Origin of the sequence: Paraburkholderia phymatum STM815 (genome assembly GCF_000020045.1) — a bacterium.
Classification (GTDB): domain Bacteria; phylum Pseudomonadota; class Gammaproteobacteria; order Burkholderiales; family Burkholderiaceae; genus Paraburkholderia; species Paraburkholderia phymatum.
Genome location: NC_010625.1, coordinates 1,274,253 through 1,299,923, shown reverse-complemented (window position 1 = coordinate 1,299,923; position 25,671 = coordinate 1,274,253). Strand labels below are relative to the sequence as shown.

Here is a 25,671-nt window from a genome sequence, read left to right as displayed (position 1 = left end):
GTCTCTTATCGGCAGGGCTGCACGCGTTCTCCAATAAAGTTTCAAAGATGACGGATAGCCAACGGCCATACTGCCGAGATGTTACGGGGGCGGATGCGGTCAAGACTTTGCCGCATGACCTCAACTGTCTTTGGGTTCCCGATCGCGCGCAAACATCGACATCCCGCGCAAGATCCATTCGAGCAGTTCGTTCGCGGCAGCGGCGAGCGGCCGTCCCGACTTCACCAGCAGGCGCGCTTTTGCACCCTGAAACAACGGGTGAGCGATAGGCACAATGGCGAGTTCTTCCGCTTCGAGTTCTCGATATGCGGCGAACTCGCCGATCAGCGTCACGCCGTCGCCATGCGCGACGAAGCGCTTGAGGGCAGTCAGCGAATTGCTCGTGAGCATCGCGCGGATTTCGATGTTCTCCGCGAACTCCAGCATCTTTGCGGCGTGGCCGATGCCGAACGTGGCGGGCATCAATGCGAGCGGCCATTCGAGCAGATCCTTCACGTGCGCCGGGCCGCCGCGCTGCGCTAGCGGATGACCGCGCCTCACCAGCAGCACGACGGGCTGTGCCGAACTGGCCCGATACTCGATGCGCGGATGCGGCGGCGGATTGTACGCAAGCCCGATGTGCGCGCGGCTTTCCGCGACCTGATTCAGCAGATCGTCGACAGCGAGTATGTCGAGTCCGACCTCCAGCTTCGGATACTTCGCGCAGAATGGCGCGATCACCTCTTCCACCAGCGGATCGACATAACCTTCGCTGACGGCCAACTGCACCCGGCCCTGCTGAAGCCCCTTCAGCAAATGCAGCTGATCTTCGAGTTTTTCCTGTTGCGAGCGGTAGCCGCGCCAGAATTCGAGCAGATGCGCGGCGGCCTCGGTCGGCTTGACGCCGCGCGCCTCGCGTTCGAACAGCGTCGCGTCGAGTTCCTCTTCGAGCAGCCTGATCTGCCGCGTAATCACGGAAGGCGACGTGTTCAGACTGTCCGCCGCGCCGCGAATGGTGCCGTGCGTCAGGACTTCATGAAAGTAGCGCAGCCTTTGCTGGTTGATTTCCCGCATGACGAGCGTCTCCAGGACGATGGGCGAAGCGTTGCCTTCCAGGCAACGAAGCGTGAACTTAGTTGCTCTTGCTCGCGGTTTTTTACCCCGACAACATGGCGTAACGCAAGCACGGGTACAAAACCCGACACTGGAGACGTACATGACAGCAATACAGACCTTGAGGGAAAGCGATCCCGTTCGGACCCTTTACAACCGGCTCAACTGGCGGCTGCTTCCGTTTCTTCTCGCGTGCTACATGTTTGCGTATCTGGACCGCGTGAACGTAGGTTTCGCGAAGCTGCAGATGCAAAGCGACCTTGGCTTCTCCGATGCGGCGTACGGCGTCGGCGCGGGCATTTTCTTTCTCGGCTACGTGCTGTTTGAATTGCCCAGCAATCTGTTGCTGCCGAAGATTGGTGCGCGCAAGACGTTCAGCCGCATTCTGGTGCTCTGGGGGCTGACGTCGGCGTCCATGCTGTTCGTGCATAACGTGCCGATGTTCTACGGCATGCGCTTTCTGCTCGGCATCTTCGAAGCGGGCTTCGCGCCGGGAATGATCTATTACCTGTCGTGCTGGTATGGACCGACGCGCATGGCCCGCGCGATTGCAATCGTGTTTCTGGCCGGGCCGTTGGGCGGCATCGTCGGCGGACCGTTGTCGGCATGGCTGATTTCCGCGTTCTCTGGTGTCTACGGTCTCGCCGGATGGCAATGGATGTTTCTGATCGAAGGCTTGCCGTGTATCGCGCTTGGTGTGCTCACGCTGTTCGTGCTGTCGAACCGTCCCGCCGACGCGCGCTGGCTGAACGCCGACGAAAAGCGACTGCTCGAAAGCGAAACGGGCGCGGCGCACGCACACAACCATTCGTTCAAGGCCGTGGCGCTCGATCGGCGCATCTACGTGCTCGCGCTTGCGTACTTTTCAATCATCTTTCCGATCTATGCGATCAGCTTCTGGCTGCCGACGCTGATCAAGGAACAAGGCGTCAGCGACACGCTGCGTCTTGGCTGGTATGCGGCGATTCCGTACGTCGCGGCGGGGATTGCGATGTATGTCGCGGGGCGCAGTTCGGACCGCACGGGCGAGCGGCGTCTGCATTGCGCGGTACCCGCGCTGACGGGCGCGCTGCTGCTGGTCGCGTCGATCTTCACGCAAGGCAATCTGTTCGCGACGCTCGCATTGCTGACGGCCGCCACGGCGGCGATGTGGATGGCGTACACGGTGTTCTGGGCAATGCCGGGCGAATACATCAAAGGCCCGGCCGCGGCGGGCGGGATCGCGCTCATCAACACGATCGGGCTGTCGGGCGGTTTCTGGGGTCCGGCTGCGATCGGCTGGGCGCGTACCGCGACGGGCAATTCGCATCTCGCGCTGATCGTGATGGCGTGCATGCCGGTGATCGCGGGCCTGCTGATTCTCGCCAGCCGCCAGAGCCGCAGGCCCGCTCGCGACGCGGCCGAGCTGGCGCTGAGCCCCGAATCGAACTGACGTCATCCGAATCGCGTTCGAATCTCAATCGACTCAAGCGCAACGAGTACGAGGACACAACGCACCATGAAGATCCTGATTGCCGGTTTTCAACACGAGACCAACACCTTTGCGCCGACCAAGGCGTCGTACCGTAGCTTCGTTCAGGGCGAGGGCTTTCCGCCTTTGTCGCGCGGCGCCGACATGCTCGCGTTGCGCGACGTGAACGTGCCGATCGGCGGCTTCATCGACGCCGCGCAAAGAGCCGGCCACAAACTGATTCCCGTGATCTGGGCCGGCGCGAGCGCGTCCGCACATGTGACAGAAGACGCATACGAACGCATCGCGGGCGAGATCGTCGATGCCGTGCGCGGGGGCGGCTTCGACGCGATCTATCTCGACCTGCACGGTGCGATGGTCGCCGAACATATCGACGACGGCGAAGGCGAGTTGCTGGAGCGCGTGCGTGCCATCGTCGGCGCTGCGGTGCCGCTCGTCGTGTCGCTCGATCTGCACGCGAACGTGACAGACCGAATGCTGAAACTCGCGGACGCAATCGTTGCATACCGGACCTATCCGCATGTCGATATGGCCGAAACAGGCGAGCGCGCGGCAGCGCTGCTCGATACGTTGATGCGTGACGGGCGGCCGCTGAAACGCGTGGCGCGGCGCATTCCGTTTCTGATTCCGGTGAATGCGATGTGCACGCTCGTCGAGCCGGCACGCGGGATGTACGGCATGCTGGCCGAACTCGAAGGCGGACCCGTTGCGTCGCTGTCGTTTGCGCCGGGATTTCCCGCCGCCGACTTTCCCGAGTGCGGGCCCGTGCTGTGGGCCTACGGCTACGACGAAGACGTACTCGCACGCGCAATCGATACGCTATACGAGCGCATGCTCGCCGACGAATCGAAATGGGAAGTGCGGTTTCTGCTGCCCGACGAAGCCGTGTCCGAAGCCTCGCGTCTTGCGCTGCACGCAGACAAGCCCGTCATCGTGGCCGATACGCAGGACAACCCGGGCGTGGGCGGCGATTCGAACACGACGGGCATGGTGCGCGCGCTGTTGAAACATCATGTCGAGCGTGCCGCCGTCGGTGTGATATGGGACGCCGACGCGGCGGGGGCGGCGCATCGTGCGGGTGTCGGTGCGCATATCGAACTGGCGCTGGCAGGGCGTTCGGGCGTACCGGGCGACGAGCCGCTGCACGGGGTGTTCGAAGTCGAGCATCTGTCGGACGGACGCTTTCGCTTTGACGGCCCGATGATGCACGGCATGCGGGGCGATCTCGGGCCGGTTGCATGTCTGCGTATCGGCGGCGTGCGGATCGTCGTCAGCACCATCAAGATGCAGATTTTCGAGCGCAACTTCTTCCGCGTCGCCGGCATCCAGCCCGAGGCGATGAGGATACTCGTGGTCAAGAGTTCGGTGCATTTTCGCGCGGACTTCCAGCCGGTTGCGCACGCGATCCTCGTGGCGAAAGCACCCGGCCCGATGGCCGCCGATCCCTCCGATTTACCGTGGCAGCGGCTAGCGACGGATATGCGCGTGCGGCCTATGGGCCCGACGTTTGGCGAACTGCGTGCGGCGGCTTCGGCGGAAAGCGCAGACTCAGTTGCCGAGAGCGATCTCATCCGTTGAACGCACGCATTTCCGTCAGCCCTATACTTTCATCTCAGCCCGACGACTGTCCCCTCTCCACCGGCTCTTTATGCAGTCCACCGCGATCTCCGCGAAGGAACACAGCGACGGGCGCTGTCAGCGGGATGCTCTGCAATTCTTCCGGCGACACCAGACGCGCGGCGACGATCTCACGGTTATCGAGCCGCAGGTCGGGCAAGCTATCGAGGTGCAGCTCAAAGAAGTGCACCCGGTCTCGTCGCCCGTCACACATGCCGGTGACCTCGCCCGCGGGGACCATTGCATGCGGCGAGAGACCAATCTCCTCGTTTATTTCGCGCTGCGCCGCTTCTTCAGGCGTTTCACCGGGATGGATGCTGCCGCCAGGCAAACCCCACTCCACCCGATACGATGTCTTGACCAGCAGCAATGCCCGCCCGACGTAGATCGTCACTAGCGCGCCCTCATGGTGCGGCCGTCGAATGTGCCACCAGACGCGAGCGAGCTGAAACCCGAGCCGAAGCGCGACGTGCCAGACGAAGTCGACAAACAGGGCCGCTCTGGATCGCTCAGCACTCGGCATGCGGTCTCCTTTCGTTCACTGGTTAGAGAATTTTCCGTCAACCGCAGACGTGCGGCCCGGTTCGTGCGGTGTCGGTCATACGGCCGCTTGCAACCGTAGTGTAGCGGCAGCAGCGCTGCTCGCGCTGACTTCCGGCATCGGCCAGAAAGGGGCTGCAATCCGCTCGCACCCACCGCGATGTTCGGGGCCGTTCAACTGGTGACGCATGACGATGCGTCATGCGTCGTGCCCGGCCGGCAGGATGACGATTGCGATTCATGTTGTTCGGCGCGGCTTGCGTTTCGTCGCACTTTCTTTTCCGCCGAAGTCGCGTTTGAGCAGCGTGCTTGCGTGCCCGTGCCTTCGAAAACGTCAGATCGGCAGTACCGTTGCAAATCGCACTTCACGCAATGGTCGATATCCGGGCCACACATCGAGCGACGCCGATAAGCGCGCCCCCGCCCACGATCGCGAATCCCATCGCATGACGGACGCAACTTCCTGCACTAACGCGCGTCTTCGTATCACTGATCGATACGTTCATGGTTTCGCTCCTGATGTCTACGTCGACCAGTCCGACTATGCGGTCGAATTGTCCTGGGAGCGTCTGTGCAACCCGTCCTCCGCTTTATCCGGCGATTCCATCGTGCCACACCTTGGTCGTTAACGCGAATGATTCGCGTTTGACATTGGGGAAAATCGACGTTGCGCGTGCGTTATCGGCCTTTGACAGCGCGTTGCAGCGCGTCGCAAAGCGGCGGGCAGGCCCGTCACGCTTCGCTTACCCGCTGTCGCTCACACGCGACGTTCCTCGACACGATATTGCAATTGCGAATCGTTGTCATTATCATTTAGTCGAAAATTCCATCAACGACCGAACCAGGTGTTGTGCAGCCGCCTGTCATAACAACGAATGAAGATGTCACAGTCAAACCACGCCATGCGCGTTATTCCTCGTTTCCGTTGTAACCCATCGATTCTCGGCGCTGCACTGCTCGCAAGCGTCGGGCTGGTGCTGTCGACTGCCTCGTCGGGCGTCCTTGCGCAGGACGCCGTGACCGATAGCGCCACGCTGCCGACCGTCAGCGTGAAAGCGACGGCGGATGCCAACGCGGTGCAAGCCGGCAAAATCAACGGCGGTGCACTCGGCACGCGCAAGCAGGTCGACACGCCGTTCTCGACGCACGTCGTGACCAGCGAGGAAGCCAAGGACCTCTTTGCCAATACGGCAAATGACCTGTTCCAGTACGATCCTGCCGTCTCTATCACAAGCACGAACGCGATCAGCGAGAATTCGATGTTCAACGTTCGCGGCTTGCCGATCGACACATTGAACAGCATCAAGGTCGACGGACAGAGCTTTCCGTCGTGGGACACCGATCTCGCACTCGAACCGTTCGAGCAGGTCGAACTGCTGAAAGGGCTGTCCGGTTTCATGTACGGTTTCGGCTCGCCTGGCGGCATCGTGAACTACGTGTTGAAGCGGCCGACGGACACGCCTTACCGCAGCGTCTCGGTCGGATACCAGTCGGCAGGCGTCTTCAGCGAGAAGCTGGATGTCGGCGGCCGGTTCGGCAAGGACGACCGGTTCGGCTATCGCTTCAACCTCGTCAACGAAGACGGCAACACGGCCGAGGCGAATGGCCACCTGCACCGCCAGGCCGCATCGGCTGCACTCGACTTTCGCATTACGCCGGACCTGACCTGGTCGGTCGATGCGTTCTATACGAAGCGCAAGCAGGAAGGCACGATATTCGGCCTGATGTTCGGCCCGGACGCGGGTGGCATTCCGGACGCGAGTCGCGTCACGCATGACCTGTCGCAGCCGCAGAACTATTACCAGGTGGAAATGGCGTCGTTCGGTACGGGACTCGATTACCGTCTGTCCGACAACTGGCACGCCAGCGTGAAATACCGCTTTGCGAAGGAAAACCGTACGAACTCGGACAGCCTGCTGTACGTCTACGACAACGCGGGCAACTACTCGAACACGCTGTACGCGGCGATGACGCGATACTTCTACCAGAACGTCGATGCGATGGTGGAAGGCAAGTTCAACACGGGCAGCATCAAACACGATGTCGTGCTGGGTGCAGGGTTCCAGTCGCAGGTCACCGAGTACGACAACAGCGAAGGCTGGAACGTCGGTTATCCGCTCGGCATTGGCAACATCTACAGCAGCACGTATCTGACGAACGCCGATGTGCACATCGGCGAGAATCTCTACAGGCAATCGCGCACGACGCAAGCCGCTGTGTACGCAAGCGACACCGTGCAATTCACGTCGCGCATCTCCGCGCTGCTCGGCTTGCGTTATACACAGTTCCATCAGTTCACGTACGATCCCACGGGCGCGACCACGGCGAACTACGCTGCGTCGCCGGTAACGCCGACCGTGGCGCTGATGTACAAGACGGACCCGTATTCGACGCTGTACATCAGCTACGTGCAATCGCTGGAGCAAGGCGGCTCGGCTGCGAACACGAACGTCAACTATCCGGCTACGTTCGGCCCGCTGCGCAGCAAGCAGTATGAAATCGGCTTCAAGACAGATCGAAGCAAGTGGGGCGCAAATATCGCGTTGTTTCGCGTCGATCAGGGCTACTACTACACGAACTCGGCTAACGTCTTCACGCAGGACGGCACCAAGCGTTACACGGGCGTCGATGCGAGTGGCTGGCTGCAACTGGCGAGCGACTGGCGCATGATGGGCGGCGTCATGTGGCTCGATACCAAGGCAGTCGACATCGACGACCCGAGCATCGAAGGCAAGCGGGTCTATGGCGCGCCGCGCTGGACGCTGACTGGCCGCGTCGAGTACAACCCGTCGTACATGCGCCGCCTGACGCTCGCATTCGGTGGCCGCTACGTCAGCGATATGGCCGTCGATGCCGCCAACACGCAGTTCGTGCCGGCCTACACGGTGTTCGATCTGAGCGGCAAGTACGACACGCGCATTGCGGGCAAGGAAGTGACGTTCCGCGCGGGCATCAACAACGTCTTTAATCGGCGCTACTGGACGACGGCATGGGGATACTACGTCAGCCCGTCGGCTACGCGCACGGCAGTGGCTAGCGCAACGATGCAGTTCTGAGCGCGGCCCGCATCGCACGAAGAACGAAACAGGTGTTGACCTCCGATCAAAACAAACGCTAGCATCGTGTACATGTCACGTCACAATCCATCCCTCGTGTCCCGCGTCTCGCTCGTACGCGCATGTTGTCATGACATGCCGGAGGGAAGCTGCGTCTAGCATCTGCTACGCGTCGAATCAATTGCCTTCTGGCCGCCCGTTGAAAGACCGGCGGCCTTTTTGTTGTTTGTTCCACTCATGCAGAACGGAGCCTTCCATGCCGCCGCTGATGCTGTATGACACCTGGTCGCGCGCGCTGCGCCCGTTTGTATCGATCGAAGCGGGCCGTGCCGGAATGTATTGCTGCGGCCCAACGGTCTACGATCACGCGCACATCGGCAACCTTAGAACCTATGTTTTCGAAGACGTCCTGCGTCGCGCGCTGGTGCGCAATGGCTACCAATTGCGTCACGTCGTGAACATCACCGATGTCGGTCATCTGGTCTCCGATGCCGACGAGGGCGAAGACAAGATGGAAAAGGGCAGTCGACGGACGGGCGAGTCGGCATGGACAATCGCGAGCCGTTATACGGACGCTTTCGTTTCGGACTGGCGCGCGCTCAATCTGCTGGAGCCTTCAATCTGGTGCCGCGCGACGGATCATATTGCCGAGCAGATTGCTTTTATCGTAGAACTCGAACGTGGGGGCTACGTATACCGGACGGACGACGGCCTCTACTTCGATACCGGCAAGCAGCACAGTTACGGCTATCTCGCGCGCCTGGACCGTGCCGGTTTGCAGGCGGGCAAGCGCGTGGCGCTCGGCGCGAAGAAGAACATCACGGACTTCGCGTTGTGGAAGTTCAGTCCCGTCGACGTCAAACGGCAGATGGAATGGGACAGCCCGTGGGGGCGGGGTTTTCCAGGTTGGCATATCGAGTGCTCGGCGATGTCCGCGAAGTACCTCGGCACGTCGTTCGATATCCACTGCGGCGGCGAAGACCACATCGCCGTGCATCACAGCAATGAAATTGCGCAGACGGAAGCGGCCTACGGTACGCGCCTCGCGAATTTCTGGCTGCATGGGCGCTTCCTGACTCTCAGCGCCGCGAAGATGTCGAAGTCGAATGGAGATTTCATACGCTTGCAAACGCTGCGTGACAGACACATCGATCCGATTGCATACCGCTATCTGTGCCTCACCGCGCACTACCGCAGCAACTTGCATTTCACCTGGGAATCGCTCTACGCCGCGCAGGCAGCGTTGAACCGGCTACGCCACGCGTATGCCCGCTGGCGCCAAAAAAACGCGCTCGCCGATGCGCGATTTGTCGCGCGGTTCGATGCCGAAGTGAACGAGGATCTCAACATGCCTAACGCGCTTGCGGTGCTCTGGGATCTGGTAAAGAGCGACTTGCCGGATGCGACGAGGCGCGCGAGCGTCGACAGCTTCGATGCCGTGCTCGGACTCGGCTTGCGCGATTGGACACCGCTCGCGACAGAGATTCCCGAGGACATTCAGGCCTTGCTCGACGAACGCGCACGGGTACGGCTCGAAGGGGACTGGGCAAAGTCCGATGCACTCAGAACGACATTACAGCTGCGAGGGTGGCAGGTTGAAGACGGGCGCGATGGTCAACGTGTGCTTCCGTTTTCCAGAAATGGCGCGGAATGAAGGGATCAATAGCTCGGCACGCGCCTGGGTAGAGCGCGCAGCAGCAGATAGAAGGCGGCCATGTGGGTGATCATCAGCAAGGGCACGTAGACGACGGGAATCGCGTACATGGCGCCCAGGTCACCTGCATGCAAAGGAAGATCGGCCTGGATTGCGTGATAGTAGTCGAGGACGAGGTCGGCGGTGCCTGTCACATTGAATGCCACGACGAACGACCAGAAGAGTGGCCGTACGCGTACCGTGAATAGCGCCAGTATCGCCAGCACGCCCGTCAGCAGGTCGCCGTATGCGGCAAACACGGCGAAGCTCGAGGAAAGATGGGCGCCGACCACGCCGGGCAGGATGAAGACCAGGCCGAAGAAGCGGAAGCTGTGCAAGGTGGCGATTGCGCGGTGCGCGCCGATTGGATCGATTGACCTGAGCCTCGGCCAGATGTATTCGACGAAGCAAAGCAGCCACGTGATATAGCCAAGAACAAGCTGCAACTGGAAGAGTCGTTCCGGTGACATGCTGTCTCCCGTCGTGTTAGTCGTGCGTGCGAAAAGGAGTGAGATCAACTGGCGCGTCGTCCGATCAACTGACGCAGCGAAAGCGCGTGCAGCAAGACCGAAGCTGGCACCACGAAGGCAGGCGTGAGCACATCCGGATAAGCCCCGGCGCCGATGCTTGCCACGCTTGGCACGATCAACTGGAAGCGGCCGGGCGACGTAACGATTCCCAACGCAATCGCGATGACGAAGTCGGCGAGGCCGACGACATTCCACACGATCGCCACCTTTCGACCTTGCTCCGCGCCGCTCGCCACGGCCAATGCCGCGGGCACGGCGAACAGGCCTGTCAGCACGTCGCCCATTCCGGCCGGCAACGCAAATACGCCTGGCAGCGCGCCGCGCAGCCACGCGGCGAGGGCCCAACTGCCGAATACCCGGTAAAGCTGAAGAGCGATGAGCCACGTCGCCGGCGTCGCGTCCAGCACCTGTTTCACCCGCTTCGACAAAAGCACTAGCGGTGTGCCGACGATGATCGGCAGGAAGATCGCCAACGGCAGTAACGGCACAGCCGACGTTGAGCCGCCTGTCCGAAACACGCCATTGATCGCACAACTCCAGGCGAGCGCGAACCAGAGGGTGTCGGCGATCATGATCGCCAGCCAGGTCGCCCGGCGTTGGCCTGGAGTCAGATCGGCGCGTTCGAGACCCAGCCACGAGCCGACTGCGATCAAACCGTGGGCCATCAGCTGATGAGCCGTCGTCGGAACGCCGCTGCTCGGTATGACCGGCAGCCAATAGATCAACCCGACCCACAGGACTGTCAGCGGGACGGTCCAACGCAGGCTGCGCCACGCACGACGCTGGGTGACGGAATCGGCTGTAATAAAAGTGCTGACCATCGGCGGCGCTCCACACTGGTATCTGCAGATGCCGTTAGATGTACCATCCTTCAGATGCAGCGACTATTGATCACAATATTGACGAGCTATGAAGCAAAACTTCACAGTCAGGCAAGGCGCGCTCGATGGCGTGGAAGCGTTCTTGACCGTGGCTCAACATCGCAGTTTCCGCCGTGCAGCCGCGGAACTCGGCGTGACAGCATCGGCCATCAGTCAGGCGATACGTGTGCTTGAAGCGCGTATCGGCGCTGCGCTCTTCATACGTACGACGCGAAGCGTGGGCCTGACGGAAGCCGGTGAGCGATTTCTTTCGCGTGCAAAACCTGCGTTCGAGGAGCTCGTGGCCGCCAGTGAGGTTGCGCGCGGACTTGGGCAGCGGCCCGCAGGGCTGTTGCGTCTGTCAGTGCCGCGTGCGGTGGTGCCTGTTCTGCTGGAGCCATTGATCGCCTCTTTCTGCCAGGCGTACCCCGAGGTCGAGGTAGAAATCGATGCGACGGAAAAGCTGATTGATATCGCTGCGGAAGGCTTCGACGCCGGCATCCGTTTGGGCCAGTTCGTGGCCGCCGACATGGTCGCCGTCGCATTGACGCCCCCGCTGCACCTCGTTGTCGTCGGCAGTCCCGACTACTTCGCCACACGCGGCAGGCCGCAACATCCTGACGATCTGCGCCAGCACGCATGCTTGCGCTGGCGCCGCTCCGGCGGCGCGCTCGCACCGTGGTCATTCAACGAAAACGGTGAGGCAATCGAGATCGCCGTGTCCGGACCGTTCATTGCCAACGACTTTCCCACCATGCTCGGCGCGGCAGTCGAAGGCGTGGGCCTCGCCCAGTTGCCGGGGCCGATCGCCAGGGAAGCATTGAGAGCGAAAAAGCTGTTACAGGTGCTGGAGCCCTTCGCACCTGTCGTACCGGGCGTATTTCTTTACTACCCGGACCGTCGGCAGATCATGCCTAAGCTGCGCGCGTTCATCGATCATGTGAAGAGCCGTTCTGCGGCCAAAGGCACAGAATGAGGCGGAAACGCGCGCGGGGGAACGCCCGCTATATGCAATTCAACGACAGCATACGGCCGCATCCGCCGCAATGAGATCGTCGACAGGAGTGAATGATGTCAAGCGAGTGGAAGCATCGTGCCGTGCTGTTCATCAAGCGCTTTTGGCAGCCAACCAGCGCGTGCATGACATGCATGCCTGGGAGCTGGGGCAACATCATGAGCATTGCCCACTGGACGATCGCATTGAACACGGGTCTTCTCACCGGAATCCTGGCAGTGGTTCTGACCTTCACGCCAGCAGCCAGGCTGTTCAAGAACCGTTACGGCAATGCGCTGATCGTCGGTCTTCTGACGATGTTGGGCGACGCCTACGCACACCCGAATCACTACGGTCCGCTCTTTTTGGAACACGTGATAACGGGCGTGATATCGGGTCTGCTCACGCTGGTTGCATCGTATCTGTTCGAAAATCATGCCCGGCGTATCCGGGCGACATGGGCGCGGATATGGGCCAAGCTTGCCCATCGGGCGTGAGCCGTTCTGCGCGCGGTGACCGGCGCTGCGATCGCGGCGTCCGGCGACTACGGCCGCGCGAGCATCAGGTCGAGGTTCTGAACGGCAGCACCTGATGCGCCCTTGCCAAGATTATCGAAAACCGCGGACAGCAGGACTTGTCCGTGTTCGATATTGGAAAAGACGCTTAAGCGCATGTCGTTCGTACCGTTCAGTACTCGCGGATCCAGGTGTGTCAACACGCCCGATTCATGCAGTGGCGACACATGCACGTGGTCCGCTTCGGCATAGTGGCGGGCGAGGCATGCATGTAACCTGGCGCCGTCCACGTCGGGTGCCAGCAGCCGCAACGCGAGGGGCACCGTCAACACGATGCCCTGGCGGAACGCACCATACGCAGGCACGAAGATGGGACGTTGCGCGAGCCCGGCGTGCTGCTGGATCTCCGGAGTGTGCTTGTGCGCGAGTTCCAGACCATATACCTGGTATGCAGGCGGGTTGGCGGCACACTCACCCTCATGCTCCTCAATACCGGCACGCCCGCGTCCCGAGTAGCCCGACACGGCATGAATGCTGACAGGATAGTTGTCCGGTATGAGCCCTGCCTCCATCAACGGACGCAGCAAGCCGATTGCGCCCGTCGGATAGCAGCCGGGATTAGTGACACGGCGTGCGTTCGCAATGCGCTCAGCCTGTCCCCGTGTCATTTCCGGAAAGCCATATGTCCATCCCGGCCGTGTGCGGTGGGCGGAACTCGCGTCGATCACTCTGACAGCGGGATTGACAATGGCGTCCACTGCCTCGCGAGCGGCGGCATCAGGCAAGCAGAGGATGGCGATGTCGCAGGCGTTGATGGCTTCTGCGCGGCGCCGAGAATCTTTGCGTTCCGCACCGGCAAGCGTGAGCAGTCGAAGATCGGTCCGGTTGCGCAGCCGTTCGTGGATTTGCAACCCGGTGGTGCCCTGGTCGCCGTCGATGAAAACAATGGGAGAACTCATACGTGCAATGCTCCGGTGGCCATACGTTGTCGCGAGAAACAGGCAGAAGGAGCCCTATGTTCCATTGATCGCTAGAATGGAGAAAGTTGAATTTCATAACCTGCACATTCAGATTTCCTGAATCCGGGAGCCGACATGCGAGAGATCAGTCTGGACCGCCTGCGCACGCTGGTGGCCATTGCAGACCGCGGCTCATTTGCCGATGCGGCGCGCGCATTGCACCTGGCGCCGCCGACGGTCAGCCTGCACATCGCTGAACTCGAACAACGCGTCGGGGCCCCGCTCCTGTCACGGAAGCGTGGACAAGTGAGGCCGTCGGCGATAGGCGAGGTGCTGGTGGAGCGCGCGCGCCGACTGCTGGCCGATGCCGAGCAGACGTTAGAAGATATTCAACGCCAGGTGCAGGGGCTCGAGGGGCGTGCGCGGCTCGGTGCGTCGACGGGCGCAATCGCGCACCTGTTGCCGCAAGCGCTCGAGGTACTGCGCCAGCACCATCCCGCTATCGACATTCAGATTGCAGTGCTCACGTCGCAAGAAACGCTGTCCCGGCTGGCGGATGGAACGCTGGATGTCGGCCTCGTCGCACTGCCTCAGCCGCCGGTGGTGGGACTCGTGATCAAGCCCTGGCGCCGCGATCCCGTGATGGCCTTCGTTCCGGCGCATTGGCGGTGTCCGGCGCGCGTCACGCCTGAGTGGCTTGCCGCGCAACCTCTGATTCTCAATGACGCGACGACGCGTCTATCGCGTCTGACTGCGGAGTGGTTCGCGACGGCAGGGCACCATCCAGTGCCGCGCATTCAGCTCAACTTCAACGACGCGATCAAGAGTCTCGTAGCGGCCGGTTACGGCGCAGCGCTGTTGCCTCACGAGGCCACTACGCCATTACCAGACAAGCGCATTGTGATGCGTCCACTACGCCCGGCGTTGTGGCGCCGGCTCGGCATTGCTTATCGTGCGGGCTATGTCGAGCGTTCCACGCAGCACGTGCTTGATGTGTTGTGGGATCTGCGCCTGACTTAAGCGTTGTCATTTACCGCTTTAGGGCGTCTTCGCTTGTGCACTTGTTGCGCGCCGCAAGACGTGTGTATCGGTTCATTTTGAACCACGCTCCCGCGAAAGTTCATAGTCGAGCCGCTCGGCGCCGCTGGAATATTCGCTGCCGGTGTGACTCGACGAGACGGTCCATGCCGAAACGTGCACGACAGGTAAGGGCAACGTCTTGCCGATGCGGTTGCAGCTGGCTTTCGTTAGAATCGGTTTGCGGGTTTGCCGTTCTTTTACTTGTCCATTACCGGAGGCGAAGGTGCCAGGTTTACTTCCCGATGTCGACCGCGAGGGGCTCCTCGAATATTCAGTCGTTTACACCGACCGATCGATCAATCATATGTCGCACCTTTTTCAAGGCGTCATGCGCGATATATCCGACGCCCTGAAGAAAGTCTACAACGCGAAGTCGGTCGCGATCGTCCCCGGTAGCGGGACGTTCGGTATGGAAGCGGTTGCCCGGCAGTTCGCGACGAACAGAAAATGTCTCGTCATCCGCAACGGCTGGTTCAGCTACCGCTGGTCGCAGATTTTCGACATGGGAGGCATTCCGTCCGAATCGATCGTGTTGAAGGCGCGCCCCGTCGAAGAAGGAAGACAGGCCGCCTATGCGCCGGCTCCCATCGAAGAAGTGGTCGCCGCGATCAAGGAAAACAAACCGGATCTGGTCTTTGCACCGCATGTCGAAACGGCATCGGGGATGATGCTGCCCGATGACTACTTGCGCGAGGTCGCCGACGCCGTTCATGCCGTCGGCGGGATGTTTGTACTGGATTGCATCGCCTCCGGCACGATCTGGGTGGACATGCAGGCCAGTGGCGTCGATATTCTGATCAGCGCACCGCAAAAAGGATGGAGCGCGTCACCTTGCTGTGCGCTGGTTATGCTTAGCCCGCTCGCCCGTGAAAGGATCGACGCAACGACCAGCACCAGTTTCTCTTGCGATCTGCGCAAATGGCTGCAGATTATGGAAGCCTACGAAAACGGCGGGTTCGCGTACCACGCGACGATGCCCACTGACAGTCTCGCGACGCTGCGCGACGTCATGATGGAAACCGAGGCATATGGCTTCGACAAAGTGAGAGTGGAACAGCTCGAGCTCGGCAAGCGCATTCGCGCACTCTTGAATGACGCAGGTTTCAAAAGCGTGGCGGCTGAAGGTTTTCAGGCTCCGGGCGTCGTGGTCAGCTACACGGACGACGACGGCATCCGATCCGGCAAGAAATTCGCGGATGCCGGCTTGCAGATCGCTCCCGGCGTTCCCCTTCAGGTTGACGAGCCTGAAGATTTCAAGACCTTCCGCATTGGACTGTTTGGCCTGGACAAGCTCCATGACGTCGAAGGCTCGGTGGCCAGATTTGCCAAGGCGTTGAACAGTATTCGCTAGCGCACCTTTGTGCAGCAGGTGCGCATGGCTCGCCAGTGCAAACGCATTGGCGGAAGGCTCGGGACCTGCCGGAGTGGCTATGGGACAATTTGGTCTCGAGACATTCCTTGGTCGCCGAAGACCTGGATCGCCGACAATCTCGACGACCAACGCGAACGCAAGGCGTCATTCTTATAGGCCCGTCGAAAAACCGCTTAACTCGCGTCGCGCATCGCCGTTAACCCGTTCGACATCTCACGCCAATTCGACGCGCAGGTTCGGATCGGCGTGGGCTCGGACCGCAAGTTTGCCAGGGCTGGCAACACCGCTTCATGGACGCCTGTATTGCACGGCGTGTAATCGAGAAGACACCTCCGTCATGTGCGTCAAACGTTTCTGTCATGCTTTCGTCGCGCTCGTGCTGAGCGCGGCAGTTCCGTCCGTTTGCGACGCGCAGTACTCGACCGGCTGGATGGCCAACACGCATGGCACGGCCACGACCCGGGTAGGCAACGTGGCCCGCTCGATGTGGGTGGCACCGGAAGGCGTGATCTATACCGCGTCCATGTGGGACGAGAACGAAGGCGGCATCGCGATCTATCAGAACGGACGGAACATCGGATCGATCGGCGGGCACGGCGAGTTTCAGGGCGGGGCGATCACGGGTAATTCGACCTCGCTGTTCGCGGCGCTGCAGTTCAACGCCACGTATGGAAGCGGCACGGTTGGCCGGTACGACCGGACGAGCCGCACACGCGATCTGCTGATCCCGGTCAGCGCCACGACCACCGAACGCCTCGCCGATGTCGTCACTGGGCTGGCGACGTCCGGCTCGCTGCTTTACGCGAGCGATTTCCCAGGCAACCGTGTGCGCGTATTCACGACGTCCGGTGTCTGGCTGCGCGATATCGGCGTCGAAGCGCCGGGCGCGCTTGCACTCGACGCAGGCGGCAATATCTGGGTCGCGCGACAAAGCATGGGCGACGTGCTCCAGTTTCGCCCGACCGGCGAACGCGGCAATACCATCCAGTTGCCGGCGAAAGCGCAACCCGTTTCGCTATTCTTCGACTCCATCGGCGGGCGGCTGTGGATCGGCGACGAGGGTCCGGATATGAACATCAAGATCTACGACGTGTCCGGCGCACCTCGTGCAGCCGGTACGTTTGGTGTTCAAGGCGGCTACCTTAACCCGGTCACCGGCATCAAGGGACAGGTGGGCGACAGGCGCTTCACGCGTGTCACCGGAATCGGCAGGGATTCGGCGCGCAACCTGTTCGTGCTGAACAACCCGTGGGGCGGATCGTGGGATCTCGGCCGCAACGGCGGCACCGACATTCACGCATACGACGCCGGCGGCGTTCTGCGCTGGCAGCTTCAATCGGTGAACTTCGAAGGAAATGGGGTACCCGACCCGGCCACCGACGGCGCCATCTTCTACGGCGGAGTGAACATCTATCCGGGCACCGTGGGAGGCAACTACATCGCGAACACGATCGATCCGATCACGTATCCGTCCGATCCGCGCATTAATCTCGCCGACCACGAACGCGGAGAACATTTCGCCCAACTCGCCAGCGTGGGCGGACACAGGATACTCGTCGCGGCGAGCCAGAATCCCGACACGTTTTACTTCTTCCACTTCGACCGGACGAGCGGATACATTGCGATTCCCGACAGCACGTTGCCGGGAACGGCGTTCGGTACGGCTGCGAAAGTTCGCAATGGCTTCTGCCTGGATAGCAAAGGCGATATCTGGGCGGGTCTCGACAAGACTCACGTCATTTCGCACTATCCGCTGACCGGCTTCGACGCGAACGGCAAACCCATCTGGGGAGCCGCGATTGCGATGCCGATCCCGGGCACGATTACGCAATTGACCCGGATCATCTACTTGCCTGAGAGCGACACAATGATCCTGACGCAAGGAACGACGGGCAGTACGGACTGGACGGCCGTTGGATCGCGAGTCGAGGTGTATCGCGGCTGGCTGGCCGGCAACAGGACCGTGCCGCAACCGGTGATCAACCTCACGAGCGCGAACCCGAAATCCATTGCGGCAGCCGGCAATTATCTGTTTGTGGGCTATGTGCATACCGTGCCGAATATCGACGCGTTCAATCTCACGACAGGAAAGCTCGATGCCACGTTCGTCAATAGCAATTCGAACAATGTCGACGTGGGCAACGACGTGGACTCCATGTATGGAGTTCGGGCATACCGCCGTTCGACGGGTGAGTACGAAGTCACGAAGGACAACTACAACGACGCGAGCATTGTTCTGTATCGCTGGACCCCGCCTGCCGCTGACACAGCGGCGAGTGCGGCGAAGACGATGTGGGTGTCGCCATTCAACGTGAAGTGACGCAGCACGGCCGGGATGGAACCGTAACGGTTCCGTTAGGGTTCCGTTCGACAAATCCATTGCTGACCCAACGCTGCCTCGAGGTGCTGACCCTGGCGGGGCGCAGCGTGGATGAATTCGCGCAATCGGGCCCGACTGGATCGTGCGGGAGCTGAAGCTGACATAGCCCGTCGCGGATGGTTGGGGCGATCAGTAGTACAGCCAGCGTCCATATTCCGGCGACCAGTACCATCGGCCGGCATAGGGCGACGGCCGATACCCGTCGTACGACGCATTGCCTGGCGCGTAATAAGCGTACGGGCGGGCGGTCGAATAGGTTGGCGGCTGCCCGTAGCCATATGCCTGGGGTGTCGAGCGGATCACCACGGGTGGCGGCGCGTACTGCGCGCGGGGCCTTGCATACTGCGGTTGAGTCGAATAAACCCGCGCCTCGCGCGGCATTTCCGGGTCATAGCCGTCGTCTTCCGCCAGCTCTTCGCGGGACGCCGTGTCCTCTTGCTGCACACGTCCCGTCGGCCGCACGACAGCGGCACTCCTGGCCTGCGCGCTGGGGCGTTGAACCGGTTGCCTGGCTTGCGGCGTGCCGGATTCGATCCAATCATCGCTTGATGCGGGTGAAGCGCGACGCGCGACAGACTGCGGTTGCCTGAAGCGAGCGGCATGGGGCGCGGCAGACTGCGTGCCTTTATTTTCTGGCAACGGCGTCGACGTGACAGGCACTTCCTGCACGGTTTCGATGTCGCTTGTCTCGCTGTAGACGTGCTTGATGTCGAGTATGGGTTTGCGAGGCGCATTGGACACCGCTTTTGCCCCGGGCACTGCGGTGTCGGGAGATGACGTAGCGGCAACGCTCTTCGTGGCGGCTTCGCGCGCGAGTTCCTCTTTGGCTGCCTTGTAGCCGCGATCATAGGCAGCTTTCACTTCCCGATCCTGGGCGTCGGCGTCCTCGGCTGCACTGTACGCGTGCGCTGCTGACGACAGCAGACAGCCTGTAGCCACAAACGCGCTCGCCAACGTGTGCCTCAAGCTTTCATCCATGAGGCCCTCCCTTTAGGGTTATTGATGGCAAATCGTACAACGTCTCGAGTGACAGTCAAACACCATTCACTGCACATCGTGCGCTTGCCAACCGAAACCTGATTCGCGCTCAAAAAACGCCGACCCTTGCGCCTGGGAGACTGCGTGGGCCGCCGTCAGAATGCGCCCCGGCTTGCCCGATGAGTTCGGACCGCATGAGCGCAAGGACTTCACTTTCCCTTGCCGGTCCTCGAAATGGCCGGCTGCTGGCTCTCGAAACTCGTTCTCAGGCGAGCAGCAGCAGGGCGTCTGCGAGCGAGAGCACCGTAGTGCGCGAATCGAATGCGGTGGAGAACAGATGTTCATGTACCACCTGATCCGGGTCATAGCAGCAATCCTTGACCGTGAACAGACGGAAGTCCGCGTCGCTCGCATACGCGACCGACGACAGCACGACGCCCGTCGATGCAATGCCGACCATCACCAGCGAATCGACACCTTGTGCGAGAAGGCGTGCCTGCAGATCCGTGCCGAAGAACACGCTGGCCCGGTGCGCGACGATGACCGGTTCGCCAGCCCGCGGGCCCAATTCGGGCGCGGTCTGATCGTCGACGAACAGACCGAGCTGCTTGATTCCTTGCCCGTTCTTGTTCGACGGACTGACTTCCGGGTAGCCCGGACTGAAGCGGAGATTGGCGAAATAAACGCCGACGCCTTTGGTCCGCGCGGCGTCGCAGAGCTTGCGCGTATTGGCAAGCAAGGCTGGCGCGACCGATGGGAACAGCCCGAGAATGTCGGTCTGATAGTGCATGACGATAAGTGCGGTTCGCGCGGGCACAATTGCCGGAATCGGCGAAGCCATGCGTCGCGTGGATGCGGCGCGGATCTCGTTGTCTTCTCCAGTTGGATCCAGGGGGATTTCCATTGCGCGATCGCATGCGTTTTCCGGATTCACGACTGACCCCGCTCATTAGCCGCTCGCAATGCCACTGCCTCCATTTACGATTCTCCTGTCTTCCGAAGCCGGTTCATATTTGCAAGCAGAGAACGTCGGACGCAGAGAGTCGTTCATTGTCGGAACGACGCTCCGCGCCCAGGGAGATGATACTTGACCTACGGCGCGCGGATGCCGGCGCTGGATGGCTGCGACAGCGACTTCGCGGAGGCGATCAGATCGTCGAGCATCGCGGCACGCTTGCTGGAATCGGTGTCGCGTCCTGTCATGAAGCACAGCGCTGCAATGGACAGGCCGGTACGATCGCGAACGGGTGCCGCCATGCAAAGCCGGAACGACATCGAAAGGCCCTCTGTGCAGCAATAGCCCTGCGCTGCCGCATGGCGCACGTCGCGCATGAAGTCGTCGAACCCGATGTGGCGACCGTCGTCCAGCACGTAATCTTCGTCCGGAATGAGCGCACGCACATCGTCGTCGGTCAGATGCCCGAGCAACAGGCGGCCCGTCGCCGTCCACGGAATCGGCACCTTCACGCCGATATCCGACGTGATGTTGAACGGGCGCGCGCTATTTTCCGAGAGCACCACCGTGTACTTGTTGCCCTCGAGCATGCACAGTTGCGTGGTCTCGTCATACTTGCGCACGAGACCGAGGATGGTCTGATGTGCACGGCTGATGAGATCGTTGTGCATCGCGTAATCGGCGCCGTAGTAATGCATCTCGCGCCCGAAGAACACGCTGCCGTCGGCTGCCGTTTCGAGCCAACCCGCCTCCGTGAGAATCGTGACCAGTTCGTAGACGCTCGAGCGCGGCGCGCGCGTCGCCTCGATCAGCTCGCGCATCGTCAGCGGACGCCGCGCCGTATGCAGTTCCCTAAAAATCCCGATCACGCGGTCCACTCCCCGGGCGCGTGACGATTCTGGTGCAGACATTCCGTGGACTCCGTCGGCGATAAGGATCGCAGTTCGTTCTCGTGTTGTTGTCGCCGTTCGTGCGTGGCCCTTGTTTCCCGCGGCGCGAGTTTAGCGGAAACCGGGCATCAATGATCGAGCACGCGATGCAGGAACTGCTTTGTCCGTTCGTTCTGCGGCGCGACGAAGATATCCTCCGGTACACCTTGTTCGGCGATCACGCCTTTGTCCATGAATACGACGCGATCGGCCGTCTTGCGCGCGAAGCCCATCTCGTGCGTGACGACGACCATCGTCATGCCGTCGCGCGCAAGACCGCGCATGACTTCCGTCACTTCGCCGACCAGTTCCGGGTCGAGCGCGGAGGTCGCTTCGTCGAAGAACATGATGCCGGGCTCGACGGCCAGCGCCCGCGCAATCGCTACCCGCTGCTGCTGACCGCCCGACAACTGGCTCGGATAATGTTCGGCGCGATCGGCGAGACCTACGCGGTCGAGCACGTCCATCGCGCGTTTGCGCGCATCGGCGGGACTCATCTTGCGCGCCTTGATCAGCGCCAGCGTCACGTTGCCGAGCGCGGTCTTGTGCGGAAACAGATTGAACTGCTGGAACACCATGCCGACATGGCCGCGGATTTCCTTCGCGCGGCGCACATCGTGCAGCGGAACTTCGTTGACCCAGACTTCGCCGGAGTCGGCCGTTTCCAGGCCGGCCATGATGCGCAGCACCGTGCTCTTGCCTGAACCTGATGCGCCGATCAGCACGAGCACTTCGCCGGGACGCACCTGCAGATTGATTTCCTTGAGCACCTTTGTGGCGCCGAACGACTTGCTCACGCCGTTCAGGTTGATGACGGGCTTGGACCCAATGGAGGTGGTCATGACAACAGGCTCCTACGATCATGGTGGCGCACCCACTGCGACAGCGGGAAACACACGACGAAATACAGTATGGCGACGAGCCCGTAGATTTCGACCGGCTTGCCGACGCGGTCGACGATGGCCTGACCGCCGTGCATCAGCTCGGACATGCCGATCATGCTGACGATCGACGTGTCCTTGATCAACGACAGATACTGCCCGATCAGCGGCGGCAACACGATCTTGCCCGTCTGCGGCAGCACGACCGAGAAGAACGTCTGCATCTTGCCGAGGCCGAGAATCTGCGAGACTTCCCATTGCCCTTTGGGCACGGCTTCGATGCCCGAGCGGAACACTTCGGCGATATAGGCGCCCTGGTACACGCTCAAGCCGACCACGCCCGCTGCGAACACATCGATTGCATAGCCGAAGTACGACACGCCGAAGTAGATGAACATCAGCGTGATGAGCACGGGCGTGCCGCGAAACAGTTCGGTGTAGAGCTTCGCGACGCGCGCGCTGCCCCACGGCCCGAATGAGCGCAATACGGCGGCGAGCAGGCCGATCAGCGTGCCGCCTACGATCGATGCCGCGGAAAGCAGCAGGGTTGCGACCAGTCCCTGAAGCAGGATCGACAGGCTGGTCGTCAGCAGTTCGGTTGACATGAGCGGTTTTCCCTTCGGTGGATCACGTGCGGTTCGCCTGACGCGGAATCAGCCACAGCCGCTTGCGCGTGTGGCGCTTCAGCATGAGGGGCGGGTGGAACACGCGCGCGCCGATCTGCGCCGCGACCCATGACAGACAGTTGCTCAGGATCAGATACGCGATCAGCGTGACCGAGAACGTCTGGATATAGAGCAGCGTGCGTGCATTGATCACGGTCGCCGTGCCTGTCAGTTCAGGCAACGCGATTGCCGACAGCAGCGACGTGCCGAGCAGCAGCTGGATCAGGTTGTTGACGATTGCCGGATACACGGCACGCGCGGCTTGAGGCAACACGACTTCGATAAAAACCTGCGAACGTCCGAGGCCGAGTATGCCGGCTGCCTCGATCTGCCCGCGCGGTACCGATTGAATGCCCGCACGGAAGACCTCCGCCATATACGCACCCACGTTCACGCCCAGCGCGATCACGCCCGCCGTGTACGCGCTCAGATTCACACCCAGTGACGGCAAACCGAAGAACACGATGAAAATCTGCAGCAGAACGGGCGTATTGCGGATCAGCTCGATATAGCCTCGCGAGACGACTCGCAGCGGCACGAGATGCGAAGCGCCCGCGAGCGCTGTCAGCAGACCCAGAATCAGCGCGACGCAGAATGCGAGCAGCGTGACCTGCAACGTGAGCCACGCGGCCTGGAAGAACTCGGGCACATAGCCCCACAGGGTCAGCCATTGATAACTCATCGCCATTCCTTCACAAAGTCGGGCTGTCGTTCGCGCCGCGCGGTTGCATTCGGCTTTAGAACTGCGGGTTCAACGGATAACGAGGCCCAGTGCCGAACCATTTCGTGTATAGCTGCGCGTTGAGCTTCGACGCGTTGATGTTGAACAGGAACAGGTTCAGGTAATTCAGCCAGACCTGATCGCCAGCCTTCACACCGAACGCGTTGTATTCGAGCGGCACGAGGGCTTCGTTGGTAACGGTCAGCTCCGGGTCCAGCTTCGCCTGATAGGCGAGGAAGTTGTTGTCCTCGATCATCGCGTCGGCCTGGCCCTGCTTCACGGCGAGAATGGCCGCTTCCGAGCTGTCGAATTCCTGGATCTTCACGGGGATGCCTAGCGCACGCACTTCGTCGCCGTTCGTCGAACCCTTGACCGTCGCGATCGTATGGCCCGACATGTCCTTGACCGACTGAATGCCGCTGCTCTTCTTGACGAGCAGCGCTTCGCTCGCGACGACATAAGGCGTCGTGAACGCGATTTCCTTTGCACGCTCGAGATTGCGCGTGAAGTTGCAGAACACCACGTCGACCTTGGCGGTCTGCAGATTCGGAATGCGGTTTGCACTCGTCGTGTTGACCATTTCGAGCTTCACGCCCATCTGCTTCGCCAGTTCTTTCGCGAGGTCGACGTCGTAGCCGTCCGGTTGCCCGCTCTTGTCGTAGAAGCCGAATGGCGCGAAGGTCAGGCAGTCGCCCACACGCAGCGTGCCGCGTTGCAGGACGGCCTGCAAGGTCGAGCCTGTCGCGGCGTCCTGGCCGGGCGTTGCGACCTTGGTGCAACCGGCGAGTGCGAGCAGACCGACGACGGCGGACAAACAGGCGAACCTTACGCTTTCTTTGAACAGTCTCATTTTCGACCCTTGAGCGGAATCCCATCTTGGACGTGACTCGCGACCCAAGCGGTTTTGCTGCACGCAGGCGTGAAACCGGCAGATCGCGTCTTGACCTGTGTGTCCGGTATATCGGAATCGAATCCGGCACAGCAGATGGGACCGAGTGTTTCACGGAAAAAAATGAATGACAACCGGGTATACGTGTGCCGCGCAGGGCCAAGCGAGCGCCGATGCGACGCCAACTTTGCGGCGATTGACTATGACCCGTACGGAATCATGTTTCCCAAGGCCGACTCGCAACTCGCGCAGAGGGTGAGCAGCCTGGTTTGGGTCCAGGCAATGATGACAAACCGAAGCGCCGAATCGCAAACGTCATCCCGCCGGTTCGCTGGACGCCTGCGGCACGCCGATGTCCGCGGCAGTCGAGACCTGGCGCAATTCGTCGGCGATGATCGCGATCAGCGCTTCGGCGGCAGCGCTAAGCGGGCGGCGCGGATGGCTCACCCGCACGATGTGGCGCACGATGCGCGGCGCGAGGATGGGATATGCACGCAACGTGCCTTCGCGCACCGCACGCCCAACCACGATGCGTGGCAGGATCGTCGCAAAGCGCGTCTTTTCGACGAGCGCGACAATGGTCGACAGCACATCGATCTCGAAGCGCGGCGCGAGCAACACATCTTCGTGCTGGGCTGCCGTATCGAGTACACCGCGCAAGCCGTGGCGCTTGGTAGGCAACACCAGTTCGAGTTCAGGCAGTTGCGCAAGCTCGATCGAGTGAGGCAGGTCGGGACCGTGCGCCGCGCTTGTCGCAAGCACCATCTCCTCGTCGTGCAGCGGTTGGGAATCGAGCGACAGCCGCGCGCGCGGCTTGTTGATCAGCGCGGCATCGAGTTGCCCGCCCGCCACCCAGTCGATGAACGTTGCACTATAACCGTCGGCCACCGTCACTTCGACATGCGGATAGCGCGCGTGAAAGCGCGACAGCGAATCCGCGAGCACGCTTTCGGTCACCGATGCGATCAGTCCGATCGTTACATGCCCCGTGATGATCTCGTCGCGCTGTACGAGCTGCTGCCGCGCGTGCGCGAGGTCGCGCATGATGGGCAGAAAGAGGCGGTACATCAGGCGGCCCGCGGCCGTCGGTGCCATTCCGTGCGCGCCGCGCTCGAACAGTTGCTGATGCAGTTCCTCTTCCAGTTTGGCGATCTGCATGCTGAGCGCCGGCTGCACGATGTTGAGCCGCTTGGCTGCGCGCGTCACCGATCCGTCTTCGAACAACGCGATGAAATACTGGATTTGCTTGAGGTCCATGGTGCGGCGATTCGAAAGCGGGTTATCACGGCGGCTAATGGCATGCCTGCATTTCATCACTTCGTGCCGTCAAGCCGGGTGGAAAGGCTTCCGCGGCGGCCGTTGCGCAGAGGGCGAAGCCAGCGTGTGTAGTGATATCGCCCTGTAAGCCGAACGTCATCGGGGCTAACACCGATATCAGCAACGATGATTCAAAGCATCAAAAATCAGTATTAGAACTTATACCGCGATCTCGCT

Annotated in this window: 22 protein-coding genes; 9 read left to right on the top strand and 13 right to left on the bottom strand. The window is 61.3% G+C overall.

The window, feature by feature from the left end; translation table 11 throughout:
- Positions 1–120: 120 nt before the first annotated feature.
- Positions 121–1,053 (bottom strand): LysR family transcriptional regulator, encoded by a 933-nt coding sequence (locus BPHY_RS33345; RefSeq protein WP_012405882.1) that lies wholly within the window; start codon positions 1,051–1,053, stop codon positions 121–123.
- Positions 1,054–1,195: 142 nt separating this feature from the next.
- On the opposite strand from BPHY_RS33345, the gene BPHY_RS33340 reads away from it, so the two are divergent.
- Together BPHY_RS33340 and BPHY_RS33335 are read left to right on the top strand one after the other, a co-directional pair.
- Positions 1,196–2,524, top strand: coding sequence for an MFS transporter (locus tag BPHY_RS33340; RefSeq protein ID WP_012405881.1), 1,329 nt, complete (start codon positions 1,196–1,198; stop codon positions 2,522–2,524).
- A gap of 66 nt (positions 2,525–2,590) precedes the next feature.
- Complete coding sequence (locus tag BPHY_RS33335; protein WP_012405880.1) at positions 2,591–4,141, top strand: M81 family metallopeptidase; 1,551 nt, start codon at positions 2,591–2,593, stop codon at positions 4,139–4,141.
- Between the two features lie 34 nt (positions 4,142–4,175).
- On the opposite strand, the gene BPHY_RS33330 is transcribed toward BPHY_RS33335, so the two are convergent.
- Positions 4,176–4,703 (bottom strand): NUDIX domain-containing protein, encoded by a 528-nt coding sequence (locus tag BPHY_RS33330; RefSeq protein ID WP_012405879.1) that lies wholly within the window; start codon positions 4,701–4,703, stop codon positions 4,176–4,178.
- A gap of 892 nt (positions 4,704–5,595) precedes the next feature.
- Here BPHY_RS33330 and BPHY_RS33325 point away from each other — a divergent pair.
- Together BPHY_RS33325 and cysS are read left to right on the top strand one after the other, a co-directional pair.
- Complete coding sequence (locus BPHY_RS33325; RefSeq protein ID WP_012405877.1) at positions 5,596–7,776, top strand: TonB-dependent siderophore receptor; 2,181 nt, start codon at positions 5,596–5,598, stop codon at positions 7,774–7,776.
- Positions 7,777–8,032: 256 nt separating this feature from the next.
- On the top strand, positions 8,033–9,430 hold the full coding sequence (cysS, locus tag BPHY_RS33320; RefSeq protein WP_012405876.1) for a cysteine--tRNA ligase: 1,398 nt from the start codon (positions 8,033–8,035) through the stop codon (positions 9,428–9,430).
- 5 nt (positions 9,431–9,435) lie between these two features.
- Here the strand turns inward: cysS and BPHY_RS33315 are convergent, their stop codons facing one another.
- Positions 9,436–9,939 carry a hypothetical protein gene (locus tag BPHY_RS33315; protein ID WP_012405875.1) on the bottom strand — a complete coding sequence of 168 codons (504 nt, stop codon included), beginning with the start codon at positions 9,937–9,939 and terminating at the stop codon, positions 9,436–9,438.
- A gap of 44 nt (positions 9,940–9,983) precedes the next feature.
- Positions 9,984–10,820, bottom strand: coding sequence for a hypothetical protein (locus tag BPHY_RS33310; RefSeq protein WP_012405874.1), 837 nt, complete (start codon positions 10,818–10,820; stop codon positions 9,984–9,986).
- An 88-nt stretch (positions 10,821–10,908) separates the two neighbouring features.
- Here BPHY_RS33310 and BPHY_RS33305 point away from each other — a divergent pair, with 88 nt between their 5' ends.
- On the top strand, positions 10,909–11,835 hold the full coding sequence (locus tag BPHY_RS33305; protein ID WP_012405873.1) for a LysR family transcriptional regulator: 927 nt from the start codon (positions 10,909–10,911) through the stop codon (positions 11,833–11,835).
- Positions 11,836–11,930: 95 nt separating this feature from the next.
- Entirely contained in the window at positions 11,931–12,350 is a 420-nt protein-coding gene (locus BPHY_RS33300; RefSeq protein ID WP_012405872.1) for a hypothetical protein, read from the top strand.
- Positions 12,351–12,397: 47 nt separating this feature from the next.
- Here BPHY_RS33300 and argC read toward each other — a convergent pair whose 3' ends face one another.
- On the bottom strand, positions 12,398–13,327 hold the full coding sequence (gene argC / locus BPHY_RS33295; protein WP_012405871.1) for an N-acetyl-gamma-glutamyl-phosphate reductase: 930 nt from the start codon (positions 13,325–13,327) through the stop codon (positions 12,398–12,400).
- A 135-nt stretch (positions 13,328–13,462) separates the two neighbouring features.
- On the opposite strand from argC, the gene BPHY_RS33290 reads away from it, so the two are divergent.
- The 3 genes from BPHY_RS33290 (at position 13,463) to BPHY_RS33280 (ending at position 18,099) form a co-directional block, all read left to right on the top strand.
- Entirely contained in the window at positions 13,463–14,347 is an 885-nt protein-coding gene (locus BPHY_RS33290) for a LysR family transcriptional regulator (RefSeq protein ID WP_012405870.1), read from the top strand.
- A 283-nt stretch (positions 14,348–14,630) separates the two neighbouring features.
- Positions 14,631–15,758, top strand: a complete 1,128-nt coding sequence (locus tag BPHY_RS33285) for an aminotransferase class V-fold PLP-dependent enzyme (RefSeq protein ID WP_012405869.1) — start codon at positions 14,631–14,633, stop codon at positions 15,756–15,758.
- A 358-nt stretch (positions 15,759–16,116) separates the two neighbouring features.
- Entirely contained in the window at positions 16,117–18,099 is a 1,983-nt protein-coding gene (locus BPHY_RS33280) for an SMP-30/gluconolactonase/LRE family protein (protein ID WP_012405868.1), read from the top strand.
- A 189-nt stretch (positions 18,100–18,288) separates the two neighbouring features.
- On the opposite strand, the gene BPHY_RS33275 is transcribed toward BPHY_RS33280, so the two are convergent.
- From BPHY_RS33275 to BPHY_RS33240, 8 genes are all read right to left on the bottom strand, one after another.
- Positions 18,289–19,137 (bottom strand): hypothetical protein, encoded by an 849-nt coding sequence (locus BPHY_RS33275; protein ID WP_012405867.1) that lies wholly within the window; start codon positions 19,135–19,137, stop codon positions 18,289–18,291.
- Positions 19,138–19,402: 265 nt separating this feature from the next.
- Positions 19,403–20,041, bottom strand: a complete 639-nt coding sequence (locus tag BPHY_RS33270) for an isochorismatase family cysteine hydrolase (protein WP_012405866.1) — start codon at positions 20,039–20,041, stop codon at positions 19,403–19,405.
- 188 nt (positions 20,042–20,229) lie between these two features.
- Entirely contained in the window at positions 20,230–21,003 is a 774-nt protein-coding gene (locus BPHY_RS33265; protein WP_012405865.1) for an IclR family transcriptional regulator, read from the bottom strand.
- A 107-nt stretch (positions 21,004–21,110) separates the two neighbouring features.
- Positions 21,111–21,863 (bottom strand): amino acid ABC transporter ATP-binding protein, encoded by a 753-nt coding sequence (locus tag BPHY_RS33260; RefSeq protein WP_012405864.1) that lies wholly within the window; start codon positions 21,861–21,863, stop codon positions 21,111–21,113.
- Positions 21,860–22,507: an amino acid ABC transporter permease gene (locus BPHY_RS33255; protein WP_012405863.1), complete on the bottom strand. Its 648-nt coding sequence runs from the start codon at positions 22,505–22,507 to the stop codon at positions 21,860–21,862. The genes BPHY_RS33260 and BPHY_RS33255 overlap by 4 nt, the downstream gene beginning before the upstream one ends.
- A gap of 22 nt (positions 22,508–22,529) precedes the next feature.
- Positions 22,530–23,249, bottom strand: a complete 720-nt coding sequence (locus BPHY_RS33250) for an amino acid ABC transporter permease (RefSeq protein WP_041766241.1) — start codon at positions 23,247–23,249, stop codon at positions 22,530–22,532.
- 55 nt (positions 23,250–23,304) lie between these two features.
- Entirely contained in the window at positions 23,305–24,138 is an 834-nt protein-coding gene (locus BPHY_RS33245; protein WP_012405861.1) for an ABC transporter substrate-binding protein, read from the bottom strand.
- A 354-nt stretch (positions 24,139–24,492) separates the two neighbouring features.
- Complete coding sequence (locus tag BPHY_RS33240) at positions 24,493–25,434, bottom strand: LysR family transcriptional regulator (RefSeq protein WP_012405860.1); 942 nt, start codon at positions 25,432–25,434, stop codon at positions 24,493–24,495.
- Positions 25,435–25,671: the final 237 nt, after the last annotated feature.